A 19,782-nucleotide genomic window follows, 5' to 3' on the forward strand; every position below is an offset into this window, starting at 1 on the left:
AATTACAGCTCGAAGATATTCCACGAAGAGTACGTCATTTCGTGGTCGGTCCCAAGGCACGAGATAATATGTTCCCGCGCGTAGAACGCCGTCCGCTCGCTGCTCTGTGATGAAACTGAAGCCGGGCGGAGGACCTAGTAAATTTAGCTCTGCTGTGTGGTGCAGGTAGCCATCATCAAGCGTTGCTGGCGTTTTAGACGGAAGGTCTTCAGCACTCGATACTGACGCAGGCACAACAAGCGAAACCGTCCAGGTTGCAGGGAGTGGTAGCTCAGCGACATTCGTATCACGCCCAGTTGGCGGGTCACGATCAACCGTCATCGTACAGACGAAACGCGTGCCTGCGCTGGCGGCCGGGGAAGCAATCGGAAGCAAGATTGCTAAGCAAAGACCAAGGCCTCGGCTCACGCCCCATACCTCGTCAGCATCAGGAATCCGGACACCAGGAAAATCCAGAACAGCGACAGCGGCAGGAAGATTTTCCAGCCCAGCCGCATCAGTTGGTCGTAGCGGTAGCGCGGCACCGTCGCCTTTACCCAGCTGAACACGAAGAAGAAGAAGAAGATCTTGGCGAACAGCCAGAGGATGCCCGGCACGGCGTAGAGCGGCGCCCAGTCGACCGGGGGCAGCCAGCCGCCCCAGAACAGCACCGCGTTGAGCGCGCACATCAGCAGCACGTTGGCATATTCGCCCAGCCAGAACAGCGCGAATGCCATCGACGAATATTCGGTCTGATAGCCGGCGACGAGCTCGCTTTCAGCCTCGGTCAGGTCGAACGGGGTGCGCGCGGTCTCGGCCATCGAGGAGATCAGGAACACCACCCACATCGGGAACAGCAGCGGGTTGAAGCCGAAGCCATTGACGAAGCCGTACAGGCCCCGCTGCGCATCGATGATGCCCTGCAGGTTGAACGTCCCCGCCCACAGCACGACCGAAATCAGCACGAAGCCGATCGAGACTTCGTAAGAGACCATCTGCGCCGCCGCGCGCAGCGCCGAGTAGAACGGGTATTTCGAGTTGGACGACCAGCCGGCGATGATCACGCCGTAAACGCCCAGCGAAGAGACCGCGAGGATGTAGAGCAGGCCGACATTGATGTCGGCGAGGATCATGCCCGGCCCGAACGGGATCACCGCCCAGGCGATCAGCGCGACCGTGAAGGTGATGATCGGCGCCAGCAGGAACAGGCCGCGGTTCGCCGCAGTCGGGATGATCGTTTCCTGCAGGAACACCTTCAGCCCGTCGGCGAAGCTCTGCAGCAGCCCCCAAGGTCCGACCACGTTCGGCCCGCGGCGCAACGCCATCGCTGCCCAGATCTTGCGGTCCGCATAGATGATCATCGCCACCGCCAGCATCAGCGGCAGCGCGATCAGCAAAATGCCAATCAGCGTGGCGACGAACCACCCGGCTTCATAGCCGAGGTATGAGGCGAAGAAGTCGGTCATAGAGCGCTCCCGTACCCCTGCGAAAGCAGGGGTCCAGAGTCACGGGCTGGGAGGCATGGGCCCCTGCTTTCGCAGGGGCACGAAGCGAACGCGTTCATTCCGCCGCCTCCGCGAATTCCTGGCCGTGAACGATCTCGGCCGAGCAACGCTGCATCGTCGGGCTCGCGCGGCAGATCGCGTTGGTCATGTAGAAGTCGGAAATCGGATAGCCGACCGGGCCCGAGGCCTTGGCCGGCAGCTTCGGCACCTTCCACTCCGTCGGCGCGATCGCACCGTCCAGACCGAGCGCCGGCACTTCGGCCACCATCGCCGCGCGGAGTTCGGCGAGCGTATCGAACGGCAGCGGCTTGCCGAGCACTTCGGACAGCGCCCGGAAGATCTTCCAGTCCTCGCGCGCTTCGCCCGGCGCGAACACCGCCTGTTGCGCGACCTGCACGCGACCTTCCAGGTTCACGAACGTGCCGCTCTTTTCGACGTAAGAAGCCGCCGGCAGGATCACGTCGGCGTGATGCGCGCCCTTGTCGCCATGATGGCCGACATAGACCTTGAAGCTCTTGTCGAAGGTCGAGAAGTCGACTTCATCGGCGCCCAGGAAGAAAGTCAGCTTCGGGCTGGCCGCGAGAATGTCGGCGATGCCGCCCTTCCGCGCATAGCCGAGCATCACGCCGCCCATCCGGCTCGCCGCCATGTGCAGCACGTTGAAGCCGTTCCAGCCCTCACGGACCAGGTTCAGCGACTTGACCAGCGCCAGCGCGGCGCCGAGCGCGCCTGCCTTCAGCGCGCCGCCGCCGACGATCACCGCCGGCCGTTCCGCTGCGCCGAACGCGTCCGCCGCCGCCTGCGGCAGCTTGCCGAGCAGGCCGAGATCGTTGCCGAGCCATTCGACCTTGTAGGTCAGGTCGATTTCCGGCCCGATCGCGAACACCCTGGCCCCGCGCCGCACCGCCTTCCGGATGCGCGTGTTGACCAAAGGCGCTTCCAGCCGGACGTTGGTGCCGACCAGCAGGATCGCGTCAGCCTCCTCGATCCCGGCGATGGTCGTGTTGAAATTGATCGCGGCGAGACTGGAACAGTCATAATCCATGCCGGTCTGCCGCCCTTCGAGCAGCTCCGACCCGAACGACCTCAGCAGCGCCTTCGCGGCATACATGGTCTCGCAGTCGATCAGGTCGCCCGCGATCGCCGCCATCGAGCCGTCGGCGTGCTTCGCAATCTCCGCGAACGCGTCTTCCCAGCTCGACGGCTGCAGATTGCCGCCCTGCCGCACGAACACGCGGTCCAGGCGCCGGCGGACCATGCCGTCGATCGCATGGCGCGACTTGTCGGACAGCCACTCCTCGTTCACGTCCTCGTTGATGCGCGGCAGCACGCGCATCACCTGCCGCCCGCGGCTGTCGAGGCGGACGTTCGAGCCCACCGCGTCGTGCACGTCGATCGACGGCGTCTTCTTCAGCTCCCACGGCCGCGCCTCGAAGCTGTAGGGCTTCTGCAGCAGCGCGCCGACCGGGCACAGATCGGCGACGTTCCCGGACAGCTCGCTGGTCAGCGTCTTTTCCAGGTAGGTCGTGATCTGCATGTTCTCGCCGCGGCCGATCGCGCCGATTTCCTCGACGCCGGCCACCTGCTCGGCAAAGCGCACGCAGCGCGTGCACTGGATGCACCGATTCATCGACGTCTTGATGATCGGGCCCATATATTTGTCGGTGACGGCGCGCTTGTTCTCGTCGAACCGGCTGAACCCGCGGCCATAGGCCATCGCCTGGTCCTGCAGGTCGCACTCGCCGCCCTGATCGCAGATCGGGCAGTCGAGCGGGTGGTTGATGAGCAGAAACTCCATCACGCCTTCGCGCGCCTTCTTGACCATCAGGCTGTCGGTGCGGACTTCCTGATTGTCGGCGGCGGGCAGCGCGCAGCTGGCCTGCGGCTTGGGCGGCCCCGGCTTCACCTCGACCAGGCACATGCGGCAATTGCCGGCGATCGCCAGCCGCTCGTGATAGCAGAAGCGGGGAATCTCCTTGCCCGCGGCTTCGCAGGCTTGAAGGACGGTCGCGCCCTGTGGGACTTCGACCTCGATCCCGTCGACGGTGAGTTTAGGCATACGAAACTAGGCTCCGGGGCGAGCCTCTAGACGCCGTAAGGGGCGCGGCGCAAGGGATGAGAGCCGTGGCGGCTGCAAACAATCTGCGTTCGTTTCGAGCGAAATCGAGAAACGGCTTCTCGACTTCGCTCGAAGCAATCGGATTTAGGGACGAACGCCCTCGGGCCGGAACGCCGGCCCGGCATAGGTCATGTCGCCCGCCCAATAGCGCTGCGACACATGATATGCCGCCTGCACGATCGCGCTGCGAAGCTCGGTGCGGCCATAGGCCATCTTGGACGTGCCCTGGCAGGCCGACAGCCACGGCCCGAGCAGCTGGAACACCTTCATTTCCTGGCCGGAGCCGGGATCGGACTTGATCAGCCGCTCGGTATCGTTCGGGTTGCTGCGCGCGACGCAATCGGCGGTCAGAAACAGCGTCTTGGTCGGGTCCTCGGCGCCCATCGTATCCTTTTCGACCGGCAGGTCGAACTTCGCGAGATCGACGATCGCACGCTGCGGCTGCACGCCATATTCGACGAAATCGCGCTTGAAGAGCTCCTCGGCGATCCCGTCGCGCAGCGCGCTGACGGTAACCTCGGTATTCTCAGCCGTCCGGCACTCTGCCGCATTGCCCATCGGCACGGACGACCAGTCGACCTCGTCGCCGGTCAGCGGCAGCGATTTCAGCATGGAGATCGCCGCGCTGCGATCCGCCTTGACGATGCACTTGCCGATCTGAACGCCGGCCTCGCCCGGGCTGTCGCTGTCCGCCAGCGCCGGCGTCGCGAAGGACACGGCCGAAACCGCGGCGGCAATGATCAGAAGCTTCCCCATGTCACCCTCCATATACGGAGCGCCCGGCGCCCGATGCCGCAGCATCATGCGCTTGGAAAAGCCGAATGAAAAGAGGCGTCAGGGAGCCGCCGCTGCGCTGTCTTCAGCGGCCTTGGACAGCCAGTACATCCCTTCCGCCAGAGCCCCTTTCAGGACGATCTTGGAAAAAGCGAGCGTCTCGCCTTTGGGGATGCAGGCGCTGAATCGGGGAACCAGCGCATTGAAGCGCGCCGTTTCGTCCGAAGAATTGGCGTTGGCCCCCAGCAGCGCGCGAACGCCTGCGCCGTCCGCGCGGGCGACGCACTCGCCGAATTGCTCGAGCGCGATCGCGTTGCGGGCGGCCGGCGGCACTTCTCCGCCATACCGGTCGCGATAGCCGCTGGATGGCAGCGCCGAGAAGTCGACTGGCGCCGAGGAGGTCGGAAATTCAGCCGCGTAGAGCGCCTGGAACACCGTGCCGCGAAACACCATCGAATTGAACTGAAGCTGCCCGCCGCTCAGGCACGCGTCGCCCGCGGCATCGAACAGGCTCCGCAGATATTTGCCATAGCCGGGATCGTCGACCCGCATGCCGGCGAACTTCGTCACCCGGCCGCGCGACCGCGACACGAGACATTCCGCGAACGACTCCATTGTCAAACGAGCCGCATTCTTGCCGCGATCCTGGATCTGCGCGGCCTTGCGTTGGATCAGCGTGCCGGTTTCCTGCGCCTCCGCTGGCGCGCAGATCGCGGCCGCCAACACTGCGCCGCAGACCAGCCGGCGCCCCCTTGCCCCTGTTACCAACGCTTACTCCGCCGCTTGCGCGAAGCTCGACTCGCCCCGCCGCTCGACGATACGGCGTTCCAGTTCGGGGCGGAAGTGTCTGATAAGGCCCTGGATCGGCCAAGCCGCGGCATCGCCAAGCGCGCAGATGGTGTGGCCTTCGACCTGCTTGGTCACTTCGTGCAGCGTGTCGATTTCCTCGATCTCCGCCTCGCCGGTGCGCAGCCGTTCCATTACGCGCCACATCCAGCCGGTGCCTTCGCGGCACGGCGTGCACTGGCCGCAGCTTTCATGCGTGTAGAAATAGCTGAGGCGGCTGATCGCGCGAACCACGTCGGTCGACTTGTCCATCACGATCACCGCGGCGGTGCCGAGGCCGGATTTCAGGTCCTTCAGCGCATCGAAGTCCATCGGGCAGTCGATGATCTCGTGCGCCGGCACCAACGGCACCGACGATCCGCCGGGGATCACCGCCAGCAGATTGTCCCAGCCGCCGCGGATGCCGCCGCAATGCTTCTCGATCAACTCGCGGAACGGGATGCTCATCGCTTCTTCGACCACGCAGGGCTTCACCACATGGCCGCTGATCTGGAACAGCTTGGTGCCTTCGTTCTTCGGCCGGCCGATGCTGGCGAACCAGGCAGCGCCGCGACGCAGGATGGTCGGCACCACCGCGATCGATTCGACGTTGTTGACCGTGGTCGGGCAGCCATAAAGGCCCGCGCCCGCCGGGAACGGCGGCTTCAGGCGCGGCTGGCCCTTATGCCCTTCCAGGCTCTCCAGCATCGCGGTCTCTTCGCCGCAGATATAGGCGCCCGCTCCTCTGTGGACGAACACGTCGAAGTCATAGCCGGAGCCGCAGGCGTTCTTGCCCAGGAAGCCCTTATCGTAGGCCTCGCGCACGGCCGCGAACAGCACTTCGGCCTCGCGGATATATTCGCCGCGGATGTAGATGTAGGCGGCCCGCGCCCGCATCGCGAAGCCCGCGATCAGCGCGCCTTCGACAAGCTTGTGCGGATCGTGGCGGATGATCTCGCGGTCCTTGCAGCTGCCGGGCTCGGATTCGTCCGCGTTGATGACCAGGAAGTTCGGCTTACCCGGCTTCGGCTCCTTGGGCATGAAGCTCCACTTCATCCCGGTCGGAAAGCCCGCGCCGCCGCGCCCGCGCAGGCCGGACGCCTTCACTTCGTCGATGATCGCGTCCTGCCCGCGCGCCATCAGCGCCCTGGTGCCATCCCAATCCCCCCGCGCCATCGCGGCATCGACGTGCCACGACTGATAGCCGTACAGGTTGGTGAAGATGCGGTCCTTGTCTTGCAGCATGTCAGGCCGCCCATTCCCCGCGGTAATCGTGGTTCTCGTCGACCATCTCCTTGAGCGTGGTCGGTCCGCCCTCGGGCACGCTCGCGCGGCGGCCGATCGTGGAGCCGGGCTCCGGCGTCTCGCCTTTCGCCAGCGCGTCGATCACGGCGAGCGTGCGGTCGTAATCCAGGTCTTCGTAATTGTCGTCGTTGATCTGCACCATCGGCGCGTTCGCGCAGACGCCCAGGCATTCGACTTCGGACAGCGTGAACAGCCCGTCCGCCGTGGTCGCGCCCTTCTTCATGCCGCGGTCATGGCAGGCGCGCATCACGTCGTCGGATCCGCGGAGCTGGCACGGCGTCGTCCCGCACACCTGCACGTGATAGCGGCCGACCGGCGCCAGATTGTACATGGTGTAGAAGGTCGCGACTTCATAGGCGCGGATGAACGGCATATCGAGCGCGCGCGCGACGAACTCGATCACCGGGATCGGCAGCCAGCCTTGCGTATTCGTCTCGGCCCCGACCTGCCGCTGGGCAAGGTCGAGCAATGGCATCACTGCCGACATCTGCCGCCCCGGCGGATAGCGGCCGATAATCTCCTTCGCGGCGTCGGCATTCGCCGCCGTCCAGGCGAAATTGCCCCAGCGCGCGCGGGTCTCGGCCTCGTCGGGAATTTGAACTGCGTCAGCCATTCGTGTGGCCCATCAATTTTGCGAACCAGATCTTTGCGGAACGGAATTTTGTGAGCACGACAATCCCGGCAAGAACCAGCATCACGCCACAGAAGGCGTAAAACAGCGGCCAGTCCCAAGCTCGGGGCGCGACAAAGGTCGAAGCTAGAAGCAGGACAGCGAGCGCGCCGACGGCTTGGTTCGCCCGCAGCAACTTGTGATCGAAGGACGCACTCACCGGTCGCACTCGCCGAACACGATGTCGATCGCGCCCAGGATCGCGGTCACATCCGCCAGCATGTGGCCCTTCGTCATGAAGTCCATCGCCTGGAGGTGGCTGAACGCGGTCGGGCGGATCTTGCAGCGCCAGGGCTTGTTAGTGCCGTCGGAGACCAGGTACACGCCGAACTCGCCCTTGGGGCTTTCGGTCGCGACATAGACTTCGCCCGCCGGCACATGAAAGCCTTCGGTGTAGAGCTTGAAGTGGTGGATCAGCGCTTCCATCGATCGCTTCATCTCGCCGCGCTTGGGCGGCACCACCTTGCGATCGAGGCTCGCGATCGGCCCTGTCGGCATATCGTTCAGGCACTGCTTGATGATCCGCGCGGACTGGCGGACTTCCTCCACGCGCACCATGAACCGGTCGTAGCAGTCGCCGCGGGTGCCCACCGGCACGTCGAACTCGACCCGGTCATAGGCGTCATAGGGCTGCGACTTGCGCAGGTCCCACGGGATGCCGGAGCCGCGGATCATCGGGCCGGAGAAGCCCCAGCGGATCGCGTCTTCCTTCGACACGGTCGCGATATCGACGTTGCGCTGCTTGAAGATGCGGTTGTCGGCGACCAGGCTGATCGCGTCCTCGAATAGCCGCGGCAGCCGCTTCTCGGCCCATTCGCCGATGCCGTCGAGCAGCGCCAGCGGCGCGTCCTGGTGGACGCCGCCGGGGCGGAACCAGGCCGCGTGCATCCGCGCGCCCGACACCCGCTCGTAGAATTGCATCAAGTCTTCGCGCAGCTCGAACAGCCACAGGTTCGGCGTCATCGCGCCGACGTCCATCACATGGGAGCCGAGGTTCAGCGTGTGGTTCTTGATCCGCGTCAGCTCCGCGAACAGCACGCGCAGATACTGGGCGCGAAGCGGCACTTCGAGGTCCAGCAATTTCTCGACCGCGAGCACGTAAGAGTGCTCCTGGCTCATCGGCGATGCGTAATCGAGCCGGTCGAAATAGGGCAACGCCTGCAGGTACGTCTTGTTCTCGATCAGCTTCTCGGTGCCGCGGTGGAGCAGCCCGACATGCGGATCGACGCGCTCGACGATTTCGCCGTCCAGCTCCAGCACCATGCGCAGCACGCCGTGCGCGGCCGGGTGCTGCGGGCCGAAGTTGATCGTGTAATTCTGGATGTCGATGTCGCCGGGCGTGTCTGGCTGCAGGGCCTCGCGGCCGTCGATCAGGTCGAGGGCATCAGCCATGTGCCACTCCCGTGCTCCGGCGAAGGCCGGAGCGCTGCGGCGCTACGCTGCGAAGATGGAGCACGGCTCCGGCCTTCGCCGGAGCACAGCGGAGCTTAGTCATTCTTCGCCTCCGGCTTCTTTCGCGGCTTCCGAGCCGTCTTGGGCGGCACCGGCTCGCCGGTCTCGGGTTTGTTCGCTTCCGCCGGAGGCTCGGCGGGCTTGCCGTCGGCCTGGACCGGCTTCTCGCCCGGCTGGTTGCCCGGATGCGACTGGCCGGCGCCGGTCTGGCCCGGGTGCTCGGTGGTCTTCGCCTGCTCGACCGGCGGCTTGTCGGTAACGTTCACCGTGCCTGCCTTCGCGATCTGGTCGGCGGTCAGCGGCGTCGGCGCGCCCTTGGCTTCGGGCGAAGCCTTTTCGTCGCCCGGCAGCACATAGTCCGCGCCTTCCCAGGGCGAAGTGAAGTCGAAGCCGCGGAAATCCTGCGCCAGCGTCACCGGCTCGTAGATCACGCGCTTATGCTCTTCGGAATAGCGCAGCTCGACATAGCCGGTCAGCGGGAAGTCCTTGCGCTGCGGAAAGCCCTTGAAGCCGTAATCGGTCAGGATGCGGCGCAGGTCCTGGTTGCCGTCGAACAGCACGCCGTACATGTCGTATACTTCGCGCTCCAGCCAGCCCGCGACCGGCCACAGCCCGGTCACGCTCGGCACCGGCGTCTCCTCGTCGGTCGAGACCTTCACGCGCACGCGGTGGTTCCTGGTCAGCGACAGCAGGTGATACACCACCTCGAACCGCTCCGGGCGCGCGGGATAGTCGACGCCAGCGATCTCCATCAGTTGCTGATAATCGAACTGATCGCGCAGCGTCCTGAGCACATCGACGATGCGATCACGCTCGACCGTGAACGTCACCTCATAGACGCGCTCCACCGCCTCGATCAGCGCATCGCCCAGCGCCGGCACGATCGCCGCGATCACGCCTTCGTTGGAGGCCTGGCGGGGAGCGGGGCTCAGCATGCGCGCACCCAAAGCCCGCACCCAAGCTCGCTCGTCCCGAGCGTAGTCGAGGGGCGCTTCCCGGACTTGGGGGCTGCGCCCCTCGACTTCGCTCGGGACGAGCGGAAATACTGCACCTGCGACCTCACCGCTCGATCGTCCCTTCGCGGCGGATTTTCCGCTGCAGCTGCATGATGCCGTACAGCAAAGCCTCCGCGGTCGGCGGACAGCCGGGGACGTAGATGTCGACCGGCACGATCCGGTCGCATCCGCGCACCACCGAATAGCTGTAATGGTAATAGCCGCCGCCGTTCGCGCACGATCCCATCGAGATCACGTATTTCGGCTCCGACATCTGGTCGTAAACGCGGCGCAGCGCCGGGGCCATCTTGTTGCACAGCGTGCCGGCGACGATCATCACGTCGGACTGGCGCGGCGACGCGCGCGGGGCGACGCCGAACCGCTCCAGGTCATAGCGCGGCATGTTGACGTGGATCATCTCGACCGCGCAGCAGGCGAGGCCGAAGGTCATCCACCACAAAGAGCCGGTCCGCGCCCACTGGAACAGGTCCTCGGTCGTGGTGACCAGGAAGCCCTTGTCGCCCAGCTCGGCATTCAGGTCGTTGAAGTAATTCTGGTCGGGAAGCTTGCCTTCGGGCGGGAAGACGTTCTCGGCCGGGCTCAGCATCACTCCCATTCGAGCGCTCCCTTCTTCCAGGCGTAGATGTAGCCGAGGATCAATTCGCCGAGGAAGATCATCATCGCGATCCAGCTCGCCCAGCCGACGCTGAACACCGAAACCGCCCAGGGCCACAGGAACGCCGCCTCAAGGTCGAAGATGATGAACAGGATCGCGACCAGGTAGAAGCGCACGTCGAACTGGCTGCGGCTGTCCTCGAACGCCGGAAAGCCGCACTCATATTCGCTCAATTTTTCCGGGTTCGGCTTGTGCGATCCGGTGAAGCGCGCCGCGATCATCGGCAGGAAGACGAACGCGCTCGACAGCAGCAGCGCCACGCCCAGAAACAACAGGATCGGCAAATAGCCGGCGGCGACCGACGCCATCACATAACTCCGTCAGGTGCGCGCCGCGCGAGACACGCGCAGCGGACTTGCGCGGGCATCTAGGCCGGAGGCGTTTGCGACGCAACACCTTAGCGGCCGGATAAGGGAACGCCTGTTCGCCCTCGCCGGTTCACCCCGCATGCTCCAGCCTCAGCCGACGATCAGCGCGCAGGAATGCGCGCGCGGCATCCGCTTCCTGATGATCGATGCGGCGGCGGCGACCGCGATCGGCGCGCTGAACAGCGGCGTCGTGCTGCTGGCGCTGGCGCTGCACATCGGCGCGTCGACGGTGGAAATCGGCCTGCTCGCCGCGATCCCTCTGCTCACCCAGGTGCTGCAGGCACCGACGGTGAAGCTGGTCGAGCGCTGGCGCCGGCGCAAGCTGATCTCGGTCGCGGGCGTCTTCACCGCCCGCCTCGCCCTGCCGGTCTACGCGGCCGTGCCTTTCATCCCGCAGCCGCGAGTCGCGGCGGCCGTGCTGCTCGGCGCGGCGCTGCTCCACTACGGCCTCAACGCGGCGTCCGCGTGCAGCTGGAACAGCTGGATCCGCGACCTGATCCCGCCCGATCGGCTCGGCCATTTCTCGTCGCGCCGCGGCGTCTACGGCACCATCGTCAGCGCGGCCGCCACCGTCGCGGCGGCGATTGCGCTCGGCTGGGCGGAAGGTTCGCACGCTATCGGCAACCTGATCTTCAGCGGCCTCTACATCGCCGGTTTCATCTTCGGCCTGATCAGCACCTCGGCCCTTGCTCAGGTCCCCGAACCCGTAATGGCTGCGGAAAGCGTCGGCGCGCCGCTGCACCGGCTGCTGCTGGAGCCGCTGCGCCAGCCCAATTTCCGCAAGCTGCTCCGCTACGTCGCCAGCTGGCAATTCGCGGTCAATCTCGCGACGCCCTTCTTCACGGTCTATTTCGTGCGCGCCCTAGGCTTCAGTCTCAGCTTCGTGCTCGCGCTGACCGTGATCAGCCAGCTCGCCAACATCGCCGTCGTCCGCCAATGGGGCCGGATCAGCGACCGCTTCGCGAACAAGTCGACGCTGGCGGTTGCGACCCCGCTCTACATCCTTTGCGTCGCCGCGATGGCGTTCGCCAGCGACGTGCCCGCCGACGGTGGACGCGCCGCCTACCTGATCCTGCTGCACGTGCTGATGGGCGCCAGCGGCGCCGGCGTCGGCCTCGCCGCCGGCAACATGGTGATGAAGCTCAGCCCCTCGGGCGCTGCGACCAGCTTCATGGCCACCAACGCTTTGGTCAGCGCGCTCGCCGCCGGCTCCGCGCCGATCGTGGGCGGCTGGGCCGCGGACTTTTTCGCGCGTCGCCGGCTGGAGCTGTCGCTGAATTGGTTCAGCCCGTCAGGCGTCGAGCAATTGCTCGGCATCACCTTCTCGCATTGGGAATTCTTCTTCCTGCTGTCGGCGCTGCTCGGCCTCTACAGTCTGCACCGGCTGTCGGCGGTGGAGGAACCCGGCGCGGTCGAACGGCGCGAAGTGGTGCAGCACATCTTCACCTCGGCGCGCCGGACGCTCCGCAATGCGTCGTCGGTCGCCGGCCTGCGCCTCGCGGTCAGCTTCCCCGGCGGCGACCTGATCAAGCTACGCGAACGCGACCGGCTGCTGCTGGAAGACGTCTACGAAGACGAAAAGCATGTCAGCCCGGCCCCGCCGCCGATCGCGGCGATGCATGCGCTGCTGGAATCGGCCTTCAGCGCGCCGGCGAACGATCGCGCGTTCGACGAGCTGCTGAAGCGGCTCGACAAGGCGGCGTGAGGAAATCCTGTCCTACACGGCCGCCGCTATGCCATGGTGCCGCCGGCTCTTTCTCAACGGTGAATCGATCGGCATTCGGACGCCTTCCGGAAAAGCGGAAATGTTCCGGAATCCATGTGAATGTCATCAATGTCGGCCAGGACGTTCAACTCGTCCAGGTCAGCGCAGCGCGCCGGCCAACAGCTTGTGCAGGCGGGAGTGCAGCGCGTCGTTGGCGGCGAGGAATTCGCTGCGTTCCATCGCGCGGTCGCCGCCACGGAAATCGGTGACGAAGCCGCCCGCTTCGCGCACCAGCAGGATGCCGGCGGCGACGTCCCAGGGCTTCAATCCCGCTTCCCAGAAGCCGTCATAGCGGCCGCCCGCGACCCAGGCGAGGTCGAGCGCGGCGGAGCCGAAGCGGCGGATGCCGGCGACTTCGCCCGCGACCGCGCCGAAGATGCGGCTCCACTGGCCCATGTCGCCATGCCCCTTGAACGGGATGCCGGTCGCGATCAGCGCTTCGTCCAGGTTGCGGCGGGATGAGACGCGCAGGCGCTGGTCCTGCAGCCAGGCGCCCCTGCCCTTTTCGGCCCAGAAGCTCTCGTCGGTCAGCGGCTGGTAGACCAGTCCGCTGGTGATCTCGCCCGACGGCTCCTGCACCGCGATCGAGATCGCGAAATGCGGAATGCCGTGCAGGAAGTTGGAGGTGCCATCCAGCGGATCGACGATCCAGCGCGGCTTGGCCGGATCGCCTTCGATCTCGCCCGCTTCCTCGAGCAGGAAGCCCCAGTCCGGCCGCGCCTTCTTCAGCTCGTCGAACAGCGTCCGCTCGGCGCGCTGGTCGGCCATCGACACGAAGTCGGCCGGCCCCTTGCGCGAGACCTGGAGGTGCTGGACCTCGTTGAAGTCGCGCCGCAGCCGCGGCCCCGCCTTGCGGGCCGCGCGCTCCATGACGGTAAGAAGGCCGGAATGGGATGGCATTGGCTAATTAATCCGCCCGCCGGACGTAGGTCTTCTCATACACGTCGACCACGATCCGGGTTCCGCTGGCGATGTGCGGCGGGACCATCACGCGGACGCCGTTGTCCAGCACCGCGGGCTTGTAGCTGGACGACGCGGTCTGGCCCTTCACCACCGCATCGGCCTCGACGATCGTCGCTTCGATCGTGTCGGGCAGCTGCACGGAGATCGGGCGCTCGTCGTACAGCTCCAGCACCACGTCCATGCCGTCCTGCAGGAACGCGACCTCGTCGCCCAGCATGTCGGCGCTGAGCGTGATCTGGTCGTAGGTGTCCTTGTCCATGAAGGTCAGCTGATCGCCGTCGCGGAACAGGAACTGGAAGTCCTTGGTGTCCAGCCGCACGCGCTCGACGGTTTCGGCGGAGCGGAAACGGACGTTGGTCTTACGGCCGTCGATGAGGTTCTTCATCTCGACCTGCATATAGGCGCCGCCCTTGCCCGGCTGGGTGTGCTGGATCTTCACGGCGCGCCACAGGCCGCCTTCATATTCGATGATGTTGCCGGGACGAATGTCCACGCCGCTGATCTTCATGTGTCGGACCTTGAGAAAGACTGGAAAGTGGCGCGGCCCTTAGCGGGCGGCAGCCTCTCCGGCAAGCAGCGGGTAGGGATTCACCTCCTGCCCCTGCCACCAGCCTTCGCCCGCGGCCATGCGCTTGATCTCGAAATGGAGGTGGGGCGCATCGGGGCTGGCGTCGCCGGTCGAGCCGACCGTCGCGATCTGCTCGCCGGTCGCGACCTGCTGTCCTTCGGCCAGGCCAGGCCGATAGGCGTCCAGATGCGCGTAGTAATAGACGGTCGATCCGTCCGGACTGCGCACATAGACGGTGTGCCCGCCATTGTCGCTTTCGAAGATCTTCTCGACCCGGCCCGGCGCGGCCGCGATCACCGGCGTGCCGCGCGGCGCCATGATGTCGATCGCGTGATGCTCGCGCGAGCCCCCGCCGCGGCTCTGGCCCCAGGTGTCGGTCAGCTGCTCCGGCTTCACCCCCGCGACGGGGATGATGAGCCCGGAGCTCGTCTGAACCGGCGTTGCGGGCGCGGTCGGCGTGGGGCTCGGCGCCGGCTGCTCGCTCGCCGGCCTCAGCATCAGCGCGAAGCCGACGCCAAGGAGAATGAAAATCAGCAGAAGGAACCAGCCGAACCTGTTCACATGCTCACTCCTGGAAGATGGCGGGGGTGCCGGGCTTGACGATCAGCGACAGCCGCGCCGCATCCCAATTGGTCATGCGGATGCAGCCATGGCTCTCGGTCCGGCCGATCGTCTGGGGCTCGGACGTGCCGTGGATGCCGTAATGCTCCTTGGTCAGGTCCATCCAGATGACCCCGACAGGGCCATTGGGGCCGGCCGGCAGCAGCTGTTCTTCGTCGCCCGCCTCCGCGTCCCAGAACAGGTCCGGGTTGTAGTGGAACTTCGGGTTGTACGAATAGGTCGTGATCTTCCAGCTGCCGATCGGCAGCGGATCGTGCGTGGACCCCATCGTCACCGGAAACTGCGCGACCACTTTGTCGCCGGCATAGACGCGGAGCACGCCGTCCGACTTGTCGACGACGATACGGTCGCCCCGCGGCTGGTTCGCATCGACGTTCAGGCTGGAAAGCGTCTTCCGCCACGCGGCATCCTTCACACCCGAATATTCGCGCGAGGTCGGGATCGCGCCGGGCACGACGATCGGCTGCCCTGCCTTCAGCGGTGTGTCGGGGCTGTTGAGCGCAACCAGCGTCGCCGGCGTGGTGTGGAACCGCTCCGCCAGCTTCTCGAGCGCGGTGCGGTAGCAGAAGCAGGGCAGCTTGGCCTGTGCCTCCGGATCGTCGGGGATCGGATTGACGAACGGGCCCGCGACATCGCTTGCGGCGATCTTCGCCACAACGGTCGGCCGGTTCGCGCGATACGGGTAGAGTGCCCTGAGCGTCGGCTGATCGATCTTGCCGGTCGGTTCCAGCCCCTTCGCCTCCTGAAAGCCGCGCAGCGCGAGCCGCAGCGACTCGCCTTCCATCCCGTCGATGACGCCGGGCGAAAAGCCCAGTCGGTCGAGGATCACCTGCACGTGCATCACCGTCCGATCGATCGAAGGCTCCGCCTTTTCGCTGCTCGCTTGCGCCGCTGCCGCGGCCGCCACTGCGGCCAGCGCCGCCATTCCAAAAACTCGTTTCACGCCTGCGCTACTCCCTGCCGATCCAGGTCAAACGCGAGGGCGGGGATTTCTTTCCGGATGGGAAATGACCGCCTTGGGCGCGGCTTCGTCGACCGTCCCGTCGTTTTCGTCGCTTCTGTGCAATACCGTCATGCCCAGCGCGCGTATGCGGCCGCGCAGGAGCTTATTGTGCCAGACCGCGTCGAGCCGATCCGTTCAAAGCCGCTGCCGCCGGCTGCCGGCAAATTCGGCGAGCGCGGTGTCAGCGAAGTGGGGGGCAGCTACCGGCCGGCCGGCTGTCCGAGCCCGGACCAGTTCGAGGCACGCTTCCTGTTCGCCAACGACTCGAAGCGGCCGCCGCACGCCGCCTAGGCGAACAGCGCAGTAAACCGGCGCACCGCCTCCGCTTCGCCTTCGGCCGCATTCCACACTGCTCCGCAGACGGCAAGGAAGTCGGCGCCCGCCTCGATCAGCAGGCGGGCATTGTCGGGCGTGATGCCGCCGATCGCGACGCAGGGCAGCTCGAAAATGGTCGACCACCAGCCGAGGATCGACGGATCCGGCCGGTGCCGAACCTCCTTGGTCGTGGTCGGATAGAAGGCGCCGAACGCGACATAGTCGGCGCCCGCCTCCCCCGCTTCCATCGCAAGATGCTTGCTGTCATGGGCCGTCACGCCGATCTGCGCCCCCGGCCCGAGCACGCGCCGCGCCTCGCGCGGGTCGCCATCCTCCTGCCCCAGATGCACGCCATCCGCGCCCAGCCGCTTGGCGAGAGCGATCGAGTCATTGACGATGAAAGCGACGTCACGCTCCGCACAGATGCGCTGCAGCGGCTCCGCCAGCGCGGCAGCCTGATGCTGGTCCACACCCTTTACGCGGAACTGGAATGCCGCGACCTGCGCCGCATCCAACGCCCGCGCCAGCCGGTCGGGAAAGGCGCCGCCCACCTCTAGCGGCGAGATCAGGTAAAGCTGACAGGGCCCGCGTTCTTCACGCTCGGCGAACAGTTCGGCGAAAGACTCGTTGGACATGGATGATCCGTATCGGCTGCTCCGGCTGGAACTACCGGCATTGGCGCGGGGTGTTCTATCCCGAGGGCCTGCCCGTCAAGCATTGGTTCGTCCATTATGCCGCGCATTTCGATACGGTGGAGATCAACGCGAGCTTCTATCGGCGCCCGGCGCCGGAGACGTTCGCCGCCTGGCGCGATCAGGCGCCGCCCGGCTTCTGCTACGCGGTCAAGGCGCCGCGCTTCATCACCCATATGCGCAAGCTGAAGGACTGCGACGAAAGCATTGCCGAGTTCGTCGCGCGGGCGCGGCATTTGCGGCCTGCCCTTGGCCCGATCCTGTACCAGCTGCCGCCCAACTGGCGTTTCGATCGCGAACGGCTTGAGAGCTTCCTCGCCTTGCTGCCGCGCGACTTGAATCACGTATTCGAGTTCCGCGAGCCCAGCTGGCTGGCGGACGAGGTGCTGACGATGCTGGACGAGGCCGGCGTCGGCTTCTGCGCCCACGACTTCCCCGGTCTTGCGACCCAGCGCGCGGCGACCGGCCCGGTCGCCTATGTCCGGTTTCACGGGACGGCCGGCAAATATCATGGCCGCTACGCCGAAGACGCGCTCGCCGGATGGGCCGAGTGGATGCTCGCCGAAGAAGCGAAGGGACGGTCGGTCTGGGCCTTTTTCAACAACGACATTCATGGCGACGCGATTGCAGACGCGACCGCGCTCAAGCGCCGCATTGCGGAGTCGCCCCGCGCTTCCTAAGCGTCTCCCTAACCTATGTAGGAGAGATGACGTGAAGCTCCATCGCCGCGATTTCCTGGCCGGCACCACGGCCCTGGGTCTTGTCAACCTGGCCCGTCCCGCCTGGGCAGCCATCGCCCCGCAGCTGAAGCAGAAGCTGGATGAGATCGCGGCCGACTATCTGAAGACCTCGCCGGAAGCGCTCACCTATCTCGGCATGGACAAGGGCGAATATGCCTGGGCAAAGGCGAAGCTGAGCGACGCCTCCCCAGCGGCCCGCGCCAAGGCCATCGCCGACGCGACTCGCTACCTGCGCATCATTCAGACGGTCGATCCGGCGTCGCTCCACGGTCATGACCGCTTGCTGCGCGAAGCCGTCATCTACCCGCTGGAGATCGGCGCGGCGGGCGGACAGTTCGCCTATGGTTCGGTCGGCACGTTCGGCGGCGGCTCGCCTTATGTGATCAGCCAGCAGGACGGGTCGTATCAGTCGCTGCCCACCTTCCTCGACACGATGCACCAGATCGAGACATCGGCCGATGCCGAAGCCTATCTGTCGCGCCTGGGTGAATGGGGCCGTGTGCTGAACCAGGAAACCGATCAGGTCAGCCACGACGCGGGGCTGGGCGTGATCGCGCCGGACTTCATCCTCGACACCGCTCTCACCCAGCTGAAGGAGCTGCGCGCGGTTCCGGCGGCGCAGGCGCGCGTGGTCGCATCGCTCGCCCGCCGCACGCGCGAGAAGAACATTTCCGGCGACTGGGAAGCGCGCGCGACGAAAATCGTCGAAACCCGGGTCTACCCGGCGCTCGACCGGCAGATCGCGACCGTCACGGCCCTTCGCGCCAAGGCCAATCATGATGCCGGCGTGTGGAAGCTGCCGAAAGGCGCCGATTATTATGCCTGGCAGCTGCGCAACGCGACCAGCACCGACATGACGCCCGAACAGGTGCATCAGCTCGGCCTCGACCAGGGCGCCGACCTCGACGCCAAGATGGATGCCGTGCTGAAGTCGCAGGGCATGAGCCAGGGAACGGTCGGCGAGCGGCTGGCCGCGCTCACCGAGGACCCGAAGCAGCTCTTCCCCAACACCGACGCGGGCAAGGAAGAGGCAGTCGCGTTCGTGAACAGCAAGATCGAGCAACTGCGCGCGTTGCTGCCGCGCGTTTCCAACATGCACCTGAAGGCGCCGCTGATCGTGAAGCGCGTGCCGAAGGCGATCGAGGCGGGCGCCGCGCTCGGCTATATGAACCCCGGCTCACTCGATGGCTCGCGGCCGTCGATTTACTACATCAACCTCAGCGATACGGCGAATTGGCCGCGTTTCACCATCCCGTCGCTGTCGGCGCACGAAGGCATTCCCGGCCACACCTGGCAGTTCGCCTATGCCGCCGAGCACAAGGAGGACGTGCCGCTGCTGTTCAACCTGCTCGGCTTCAACGCCTATACCGAGGGCTGGGCGCTCTATGCCGAGCAGCTGGTCGATGAGCTCGGATTCTACGAACACGATCCCTTCGGCCGCCTCGGCATGTACCAGGCGCTCCGTTTCCGCGCGTCCCGGCTGGTGACCGACACGGGCCTGCACGCCAAACGCTGGTCGCGGGAGCAGGCGATCGACTATCTGACGTCGACGACCGGCCGTTCGCGCGCCGCGTGCACCAGCGAGGTCGACCGCTATTGCGCGTCGCCGGGCCAGGCTTGCGGCTATAAGGTCGGCCATACCGAGATCGTCCGCCTGCGCGACAAGGCCAAGGCCGAGCTCGGCGCGAAGTTCGATGTCCGGGATTTCGACGACGCGGTGATCCAGGCCGGGCAGGTGCCGCTGACCGTGCTCGCGACCGCGATCGACTCTTATGTCGCGGCGAAGAAAGCGGCCTAACCGACGACCGCCAGCGCGAAACCGTCCCACTTCTTGGCGCCCACCGTCTGCACGGCGGTGGCGCTGAGGCGCGGTTCAGCGGCCATTGCGTCGAACAGGGCACGCGTGCCCTGCACGCGCGGATCCGCGTGGTCGGGATCGAGGATGCCGCCTTCACGCACGACATTATCGAACACCAGCATCGTGCCCGGTCGCGACAGGCGCATCGCTGCGCGCAGATAGACGGGATAGCCTTCCTTGTCCGCGTCGACGAAGATGAAGTCGAAGGGCGCCTCGGCATCCGCGATCATCGCGTCGAGCGTCTCGGCGGCGGGGCCGACGCGAACCTCCACCTTGTCGCCAAGGCCGGCGCGAGCGAGATTGGCGCGTGCGACCTCGGCGTGGTGGAGATCGAGTTCCAGCGTGACCAGCCGGCCGTCGTCGGGCAGCGCCCGTGCGAGCCAAATGGTCGAATAACCGCCCAGCGTGCCCACCTCGAGAATCCGTCGCGCTCCCATGCCGCGCGCGAGCAGATGGAGCATCTTGCCCTGGACCGCCGACACGTCGATCGCAGGCAGCCCGGCGGCGGCATTGGCAGCCAGCGCCGCGTCCAACACTGGGTCGTCCCCGAGCAGGTGGCCCGCGATATAGTCATCGACTGCGGACCACT

The 19,782-nt window shown here is 66.0% G+C and carries 21 protein-coding genes; 4 read left to right on the forward strand and 17 right to left on the reverse strand.

The annotated features are described in order from the left end of the window. Positions 1-404 precede the first annotated feature (404 nt). The 11 genes from nuoH to ndhC all read right to left on the reverse strand — a co-directional run bounded on the left by nuoH (position 405) and on the right by ndhC (position 10,608). Positions 405-1,445 (reverse strand): NADH-quinone oxidoreductase subunit NuoH, encoded by a 1,041-nt coding sequence (nuoH, locus tag VFT73_RS05245; RefSeq protein ID WP_326409112.1) that lies wholly within the window; start codon positions 1,443-1,445, stop codon positions 405-407. A gap of 94 nt (positions 1,446-1,539) precedes the next feature. Then, complete coding sequence (gene nuoG / locus VFT73_RS05250) at positions 1,540-3,543, reverse strand: NADH-quinone oxidoreductase subunit NuoG (RefSeq protein ID WP_326409113.1); 2,004 nt, start codon at positions 3,541-3,543, stop codon at positions 1,540-1,542. Positions 3,544-3,687: 144 nt separating this feature from the next. After that, the gene (locus VFT73_RS05255) at positions 3,688-4,359 is read right to left on the reverse strand and encodes a hypothetical protein (RefSeq protein ID WP_326409114.1); all 672 of its coding nucleotides are present in this window, start codon (positions 4,357-4,359) and stop codon (positions 3,688-3,690) included. A gap of 78 nt (positions 4,360-4,437) precedes the next feature. Then, positions 4,438-5,100: a hypothetical protein gene (locus VFT73_RS05260; RefSeq protein ID WP_326409115.1), complete on the reverse strand. Its 663-nt coding sequence runs from the start codon at positions 5,098-5,100 to the stop codon at positions 4,438-4,440. Between the two features lie 48 nt (positions 5,101-5,148). Further along, positions 5,149-6,447 (reverse strand): NADH-quinone oxidoreductase subunit NuoF, encoded by a 1,299-nt coding sequence (gene nuoF, locus VFT73_RS05265; protein ID WP_326409116.1) that lies wholly within the window; start codon positions 6,445-6,447, stop codon positions 5,149-5,151. A 1-nt stretch (position 6,448) separates the two neighbouring features. Then, positions 6,449-7,120, reverse strand: a complete 672-nt coding sequence (locus tag VFT73_RS05270; RefSeq protein WP_326409117.1) for an NAD(P)H-dependent oxidoreductase subunit E — start codon at positions 7,118-7,120, stop codon at positions 6,449-6,451. Then, positions 7,113-7,337 carry a hypothetical protein gene (locus VFT73_RS05275; protein WP_326409118.1) on the reverse strand — a complete coding sequence of 75 codons (225 nt, stop codon included), beginning with the start codon at positions 7,335-7,337 and terminating at the stop codon, positions 7,113-7,115. Before VFT73_RS05275 ends, VFT73_RS05270 begins: the two co-directional genes overlap by 8 nt. After that, positions 7,334-8,569 carry an NADH-quinone oxidoreductase subunit D gene (locus VFT73_RS05280; protein WP_326409119.1) on the reverse strand — a complete coding sequence of 412 codons (1,236 nt, stop codon included), beginning with the start codon at positions 8,567-8,569 and terminating at the stop codon, positions 7,334-7,336. Before VFT73_RS05280 ends, VFT73_RS05275 begins: the two co-directional genes overlap by 4 nt. Before the next feature lie 95 nt (positions 8,570-8,664). After that, on the reverse strand, positions 8,665-9,564 hold the full coding sequence (locus tag VFT73_RS05285; protein ID WP_326409120.1) for an NADH-quinone oxidoreductase subunit C: 900 nt from the start codon (positions 9,562-9,564) through the stop codon (positions 8,665-8,667). 124 nt (positions 9,565-9,688) lie between these two features. Beyond that, positions 9,689-10,240: a NuoB/complex I 20 kDa subunit family protein gene (locus VFT73_RS05290; protein ID WP_157027488.1), complete on the reverse strand. Its 552-nt coding sequence runs from the start codon at positions 10,238-10,240 to the stop codon at positions 9,689-9,691. Continuing rightward, entirely contained in the window at positions 10,231-10,608 is a 378-nt protein-coding gene (ndhC, locus tag VFT73_RS05295; protein WP_326409121.1) for an NADH-quinone oxidoreductase subunit A, read from the reverse strand. Before ndhC ends, VFT73_RS05290 begins: the two co-directional genes overlap by 10 nt. A gap of 139 nt (positions 10,609-10,747) precedes the next feature. Here ndhC and VFT73_RS05300 point away from each other — a divergent pair, with 139 nt between their 5' ends. Beyond that, positions 10,748-12,373 carry an MFS transporter gene (locus VFT73_RS05300; protein WP_326409122.1) on the forward strand — a complete coding sequence of 542 codons (1,626 nt, stop codon included), beginning with the start codon at positions 10,748-10,750 and terminating at the stop codon, positions 12,371-12,373. 159 nt (positions 12,374-12,532) lie between these two features. On the opposite strand, the gene VFT73_RS05305 is transcribed toward VFT73_RS05300, so the two are convergent. From VFT73_RS05305 to VFT73_RS05320, 4 genes are read right to left on the reverse strand one after another with little or no spacing between them, the layout of a single operon-like run. Then, positions 12,533-13,333 carry an inositol monophosphatase family protein gene (locus VFT73_RS05305; protein WP_326409123.1) on the reverse strand — a complete coding sequence of 267 codons (801 nt, stop codon included), beginning with the start codon at positions 13,331-13,333 and terminating at the stop codon, positions 12,533-12,535. A gap of 7 nt (positions 13,334-13,340) precedes the next feature. Further along, on the reverse strand, positions 13,341-13,904 hold the full coding sequence (gene efp, locus VFT73_RS05310) for an elongation factor P (protein ID WP_326409124.1): 564 nt from the start codon (positions 13,902-13,904) through the stop codon (positions 13,341-13,343). Positions 13,905-13,943: 39 nt separating this feature from the next. Continuing rightward, positions 13,944-14,525 (reverse strand): M23 family metallopeptidase, encoded by a 582-nt coding sequence (locus VFT73_RS05315; protein WP_326409125.1) that lies wholly within the window; start codon positions 14,523-14,525, stop codon positions 13,944-13,946. A 4-nt stretch (positions 14,526-14,529) separates the two neighbouring features. Beyond that, positions 14,530-15,510, reverse strand: coding sequence for a L,D-transpeptidase family protein (locus tag VFT73_RS05320; RefSeq protein ID WP_414712793.1), 981 nt, complete (start codon positions 15,508-15,510; stop codon positions 14,530-14,532). Positions 15,511-15,696: 186 nt separating this feature from the next. Between VFT73_RS05320 and VFT73_RS05325 the strand changes: the two genes are divergently transcribed. Continuing rightward, positions 15,697-15,879, forward strand: coding sequence for a hypothetical protein (locus VFT73_RS05325; RefSeq protein ID WP_326409126.1), 183 nt, complete (start codon positions 15,697-15,699; stop codon positions 15,877-15,879). Here the strand turns inward: VFT73_RS05325 and thiE are convergent. Next, complete coding sequence (thiE, locus tag VFT73_RS05330; protein WP_326409127.1) at positions 15,876-16,538, reverse strand: thiamine phosphate synthase; 663 nt, start codon at positions 16,536-16,538, stop codon at positions 15,876-15,878. The genes VFT73_RS05325 and thiE overlap by 4 nt on opposite strands. A gap of 2 nt (positions 16,539-16,540) precedes the next feature. On the opposite strand from thiE, the gene VFT73_RS05335 reads away from it, so the two are divergent. Further along, the gene (locus VFT73_RS05335) at positions 16,541-17,275 is read left to right on the forward strand and encodes a DUF72 domain-containing protein (RefSeq protein WP_326409128.1); all 735 of its coding nucleotides are present in this window, start codon (positions 16,541-16,543) and stop codon (positions 17,273-17,275) included. A gap of 31 nt (positions 17,276-17,306) precedes the next feature. Next, a complete protein-coding gene (locus VFT73_RS05340) occupies positions 17,307-19,133 on the forward strand; it encodes a DUF885 domain-containing protein (protein ID WP_326409129.1) in 1,827 nt (608 codons plus the stop codon). On the opposite strand, the gene VFT73_RS05345 is transcribed toward VFT73_RS05340, so the two are convergent. Then, positions 19,130-19,782: O-methyltransferase (locus VFT73_RS05345; protein ID WP_326409130.1), on the reverse strand; the 653-nt coding region annotated here is incomplete at its 5' end. The genes VFT73_RS05340 and VFT73_RS05345 overlap by 4 nt on opposite strands.

This window comes from Sphingomonas sp. (genome assembly GCF_035758555.1).
GTDB lineage: Bacteria > Pseudomonadota > Alphaproteobacteria > Sphingomonadales > Sphingomonadaceae > Sphingomonas_B.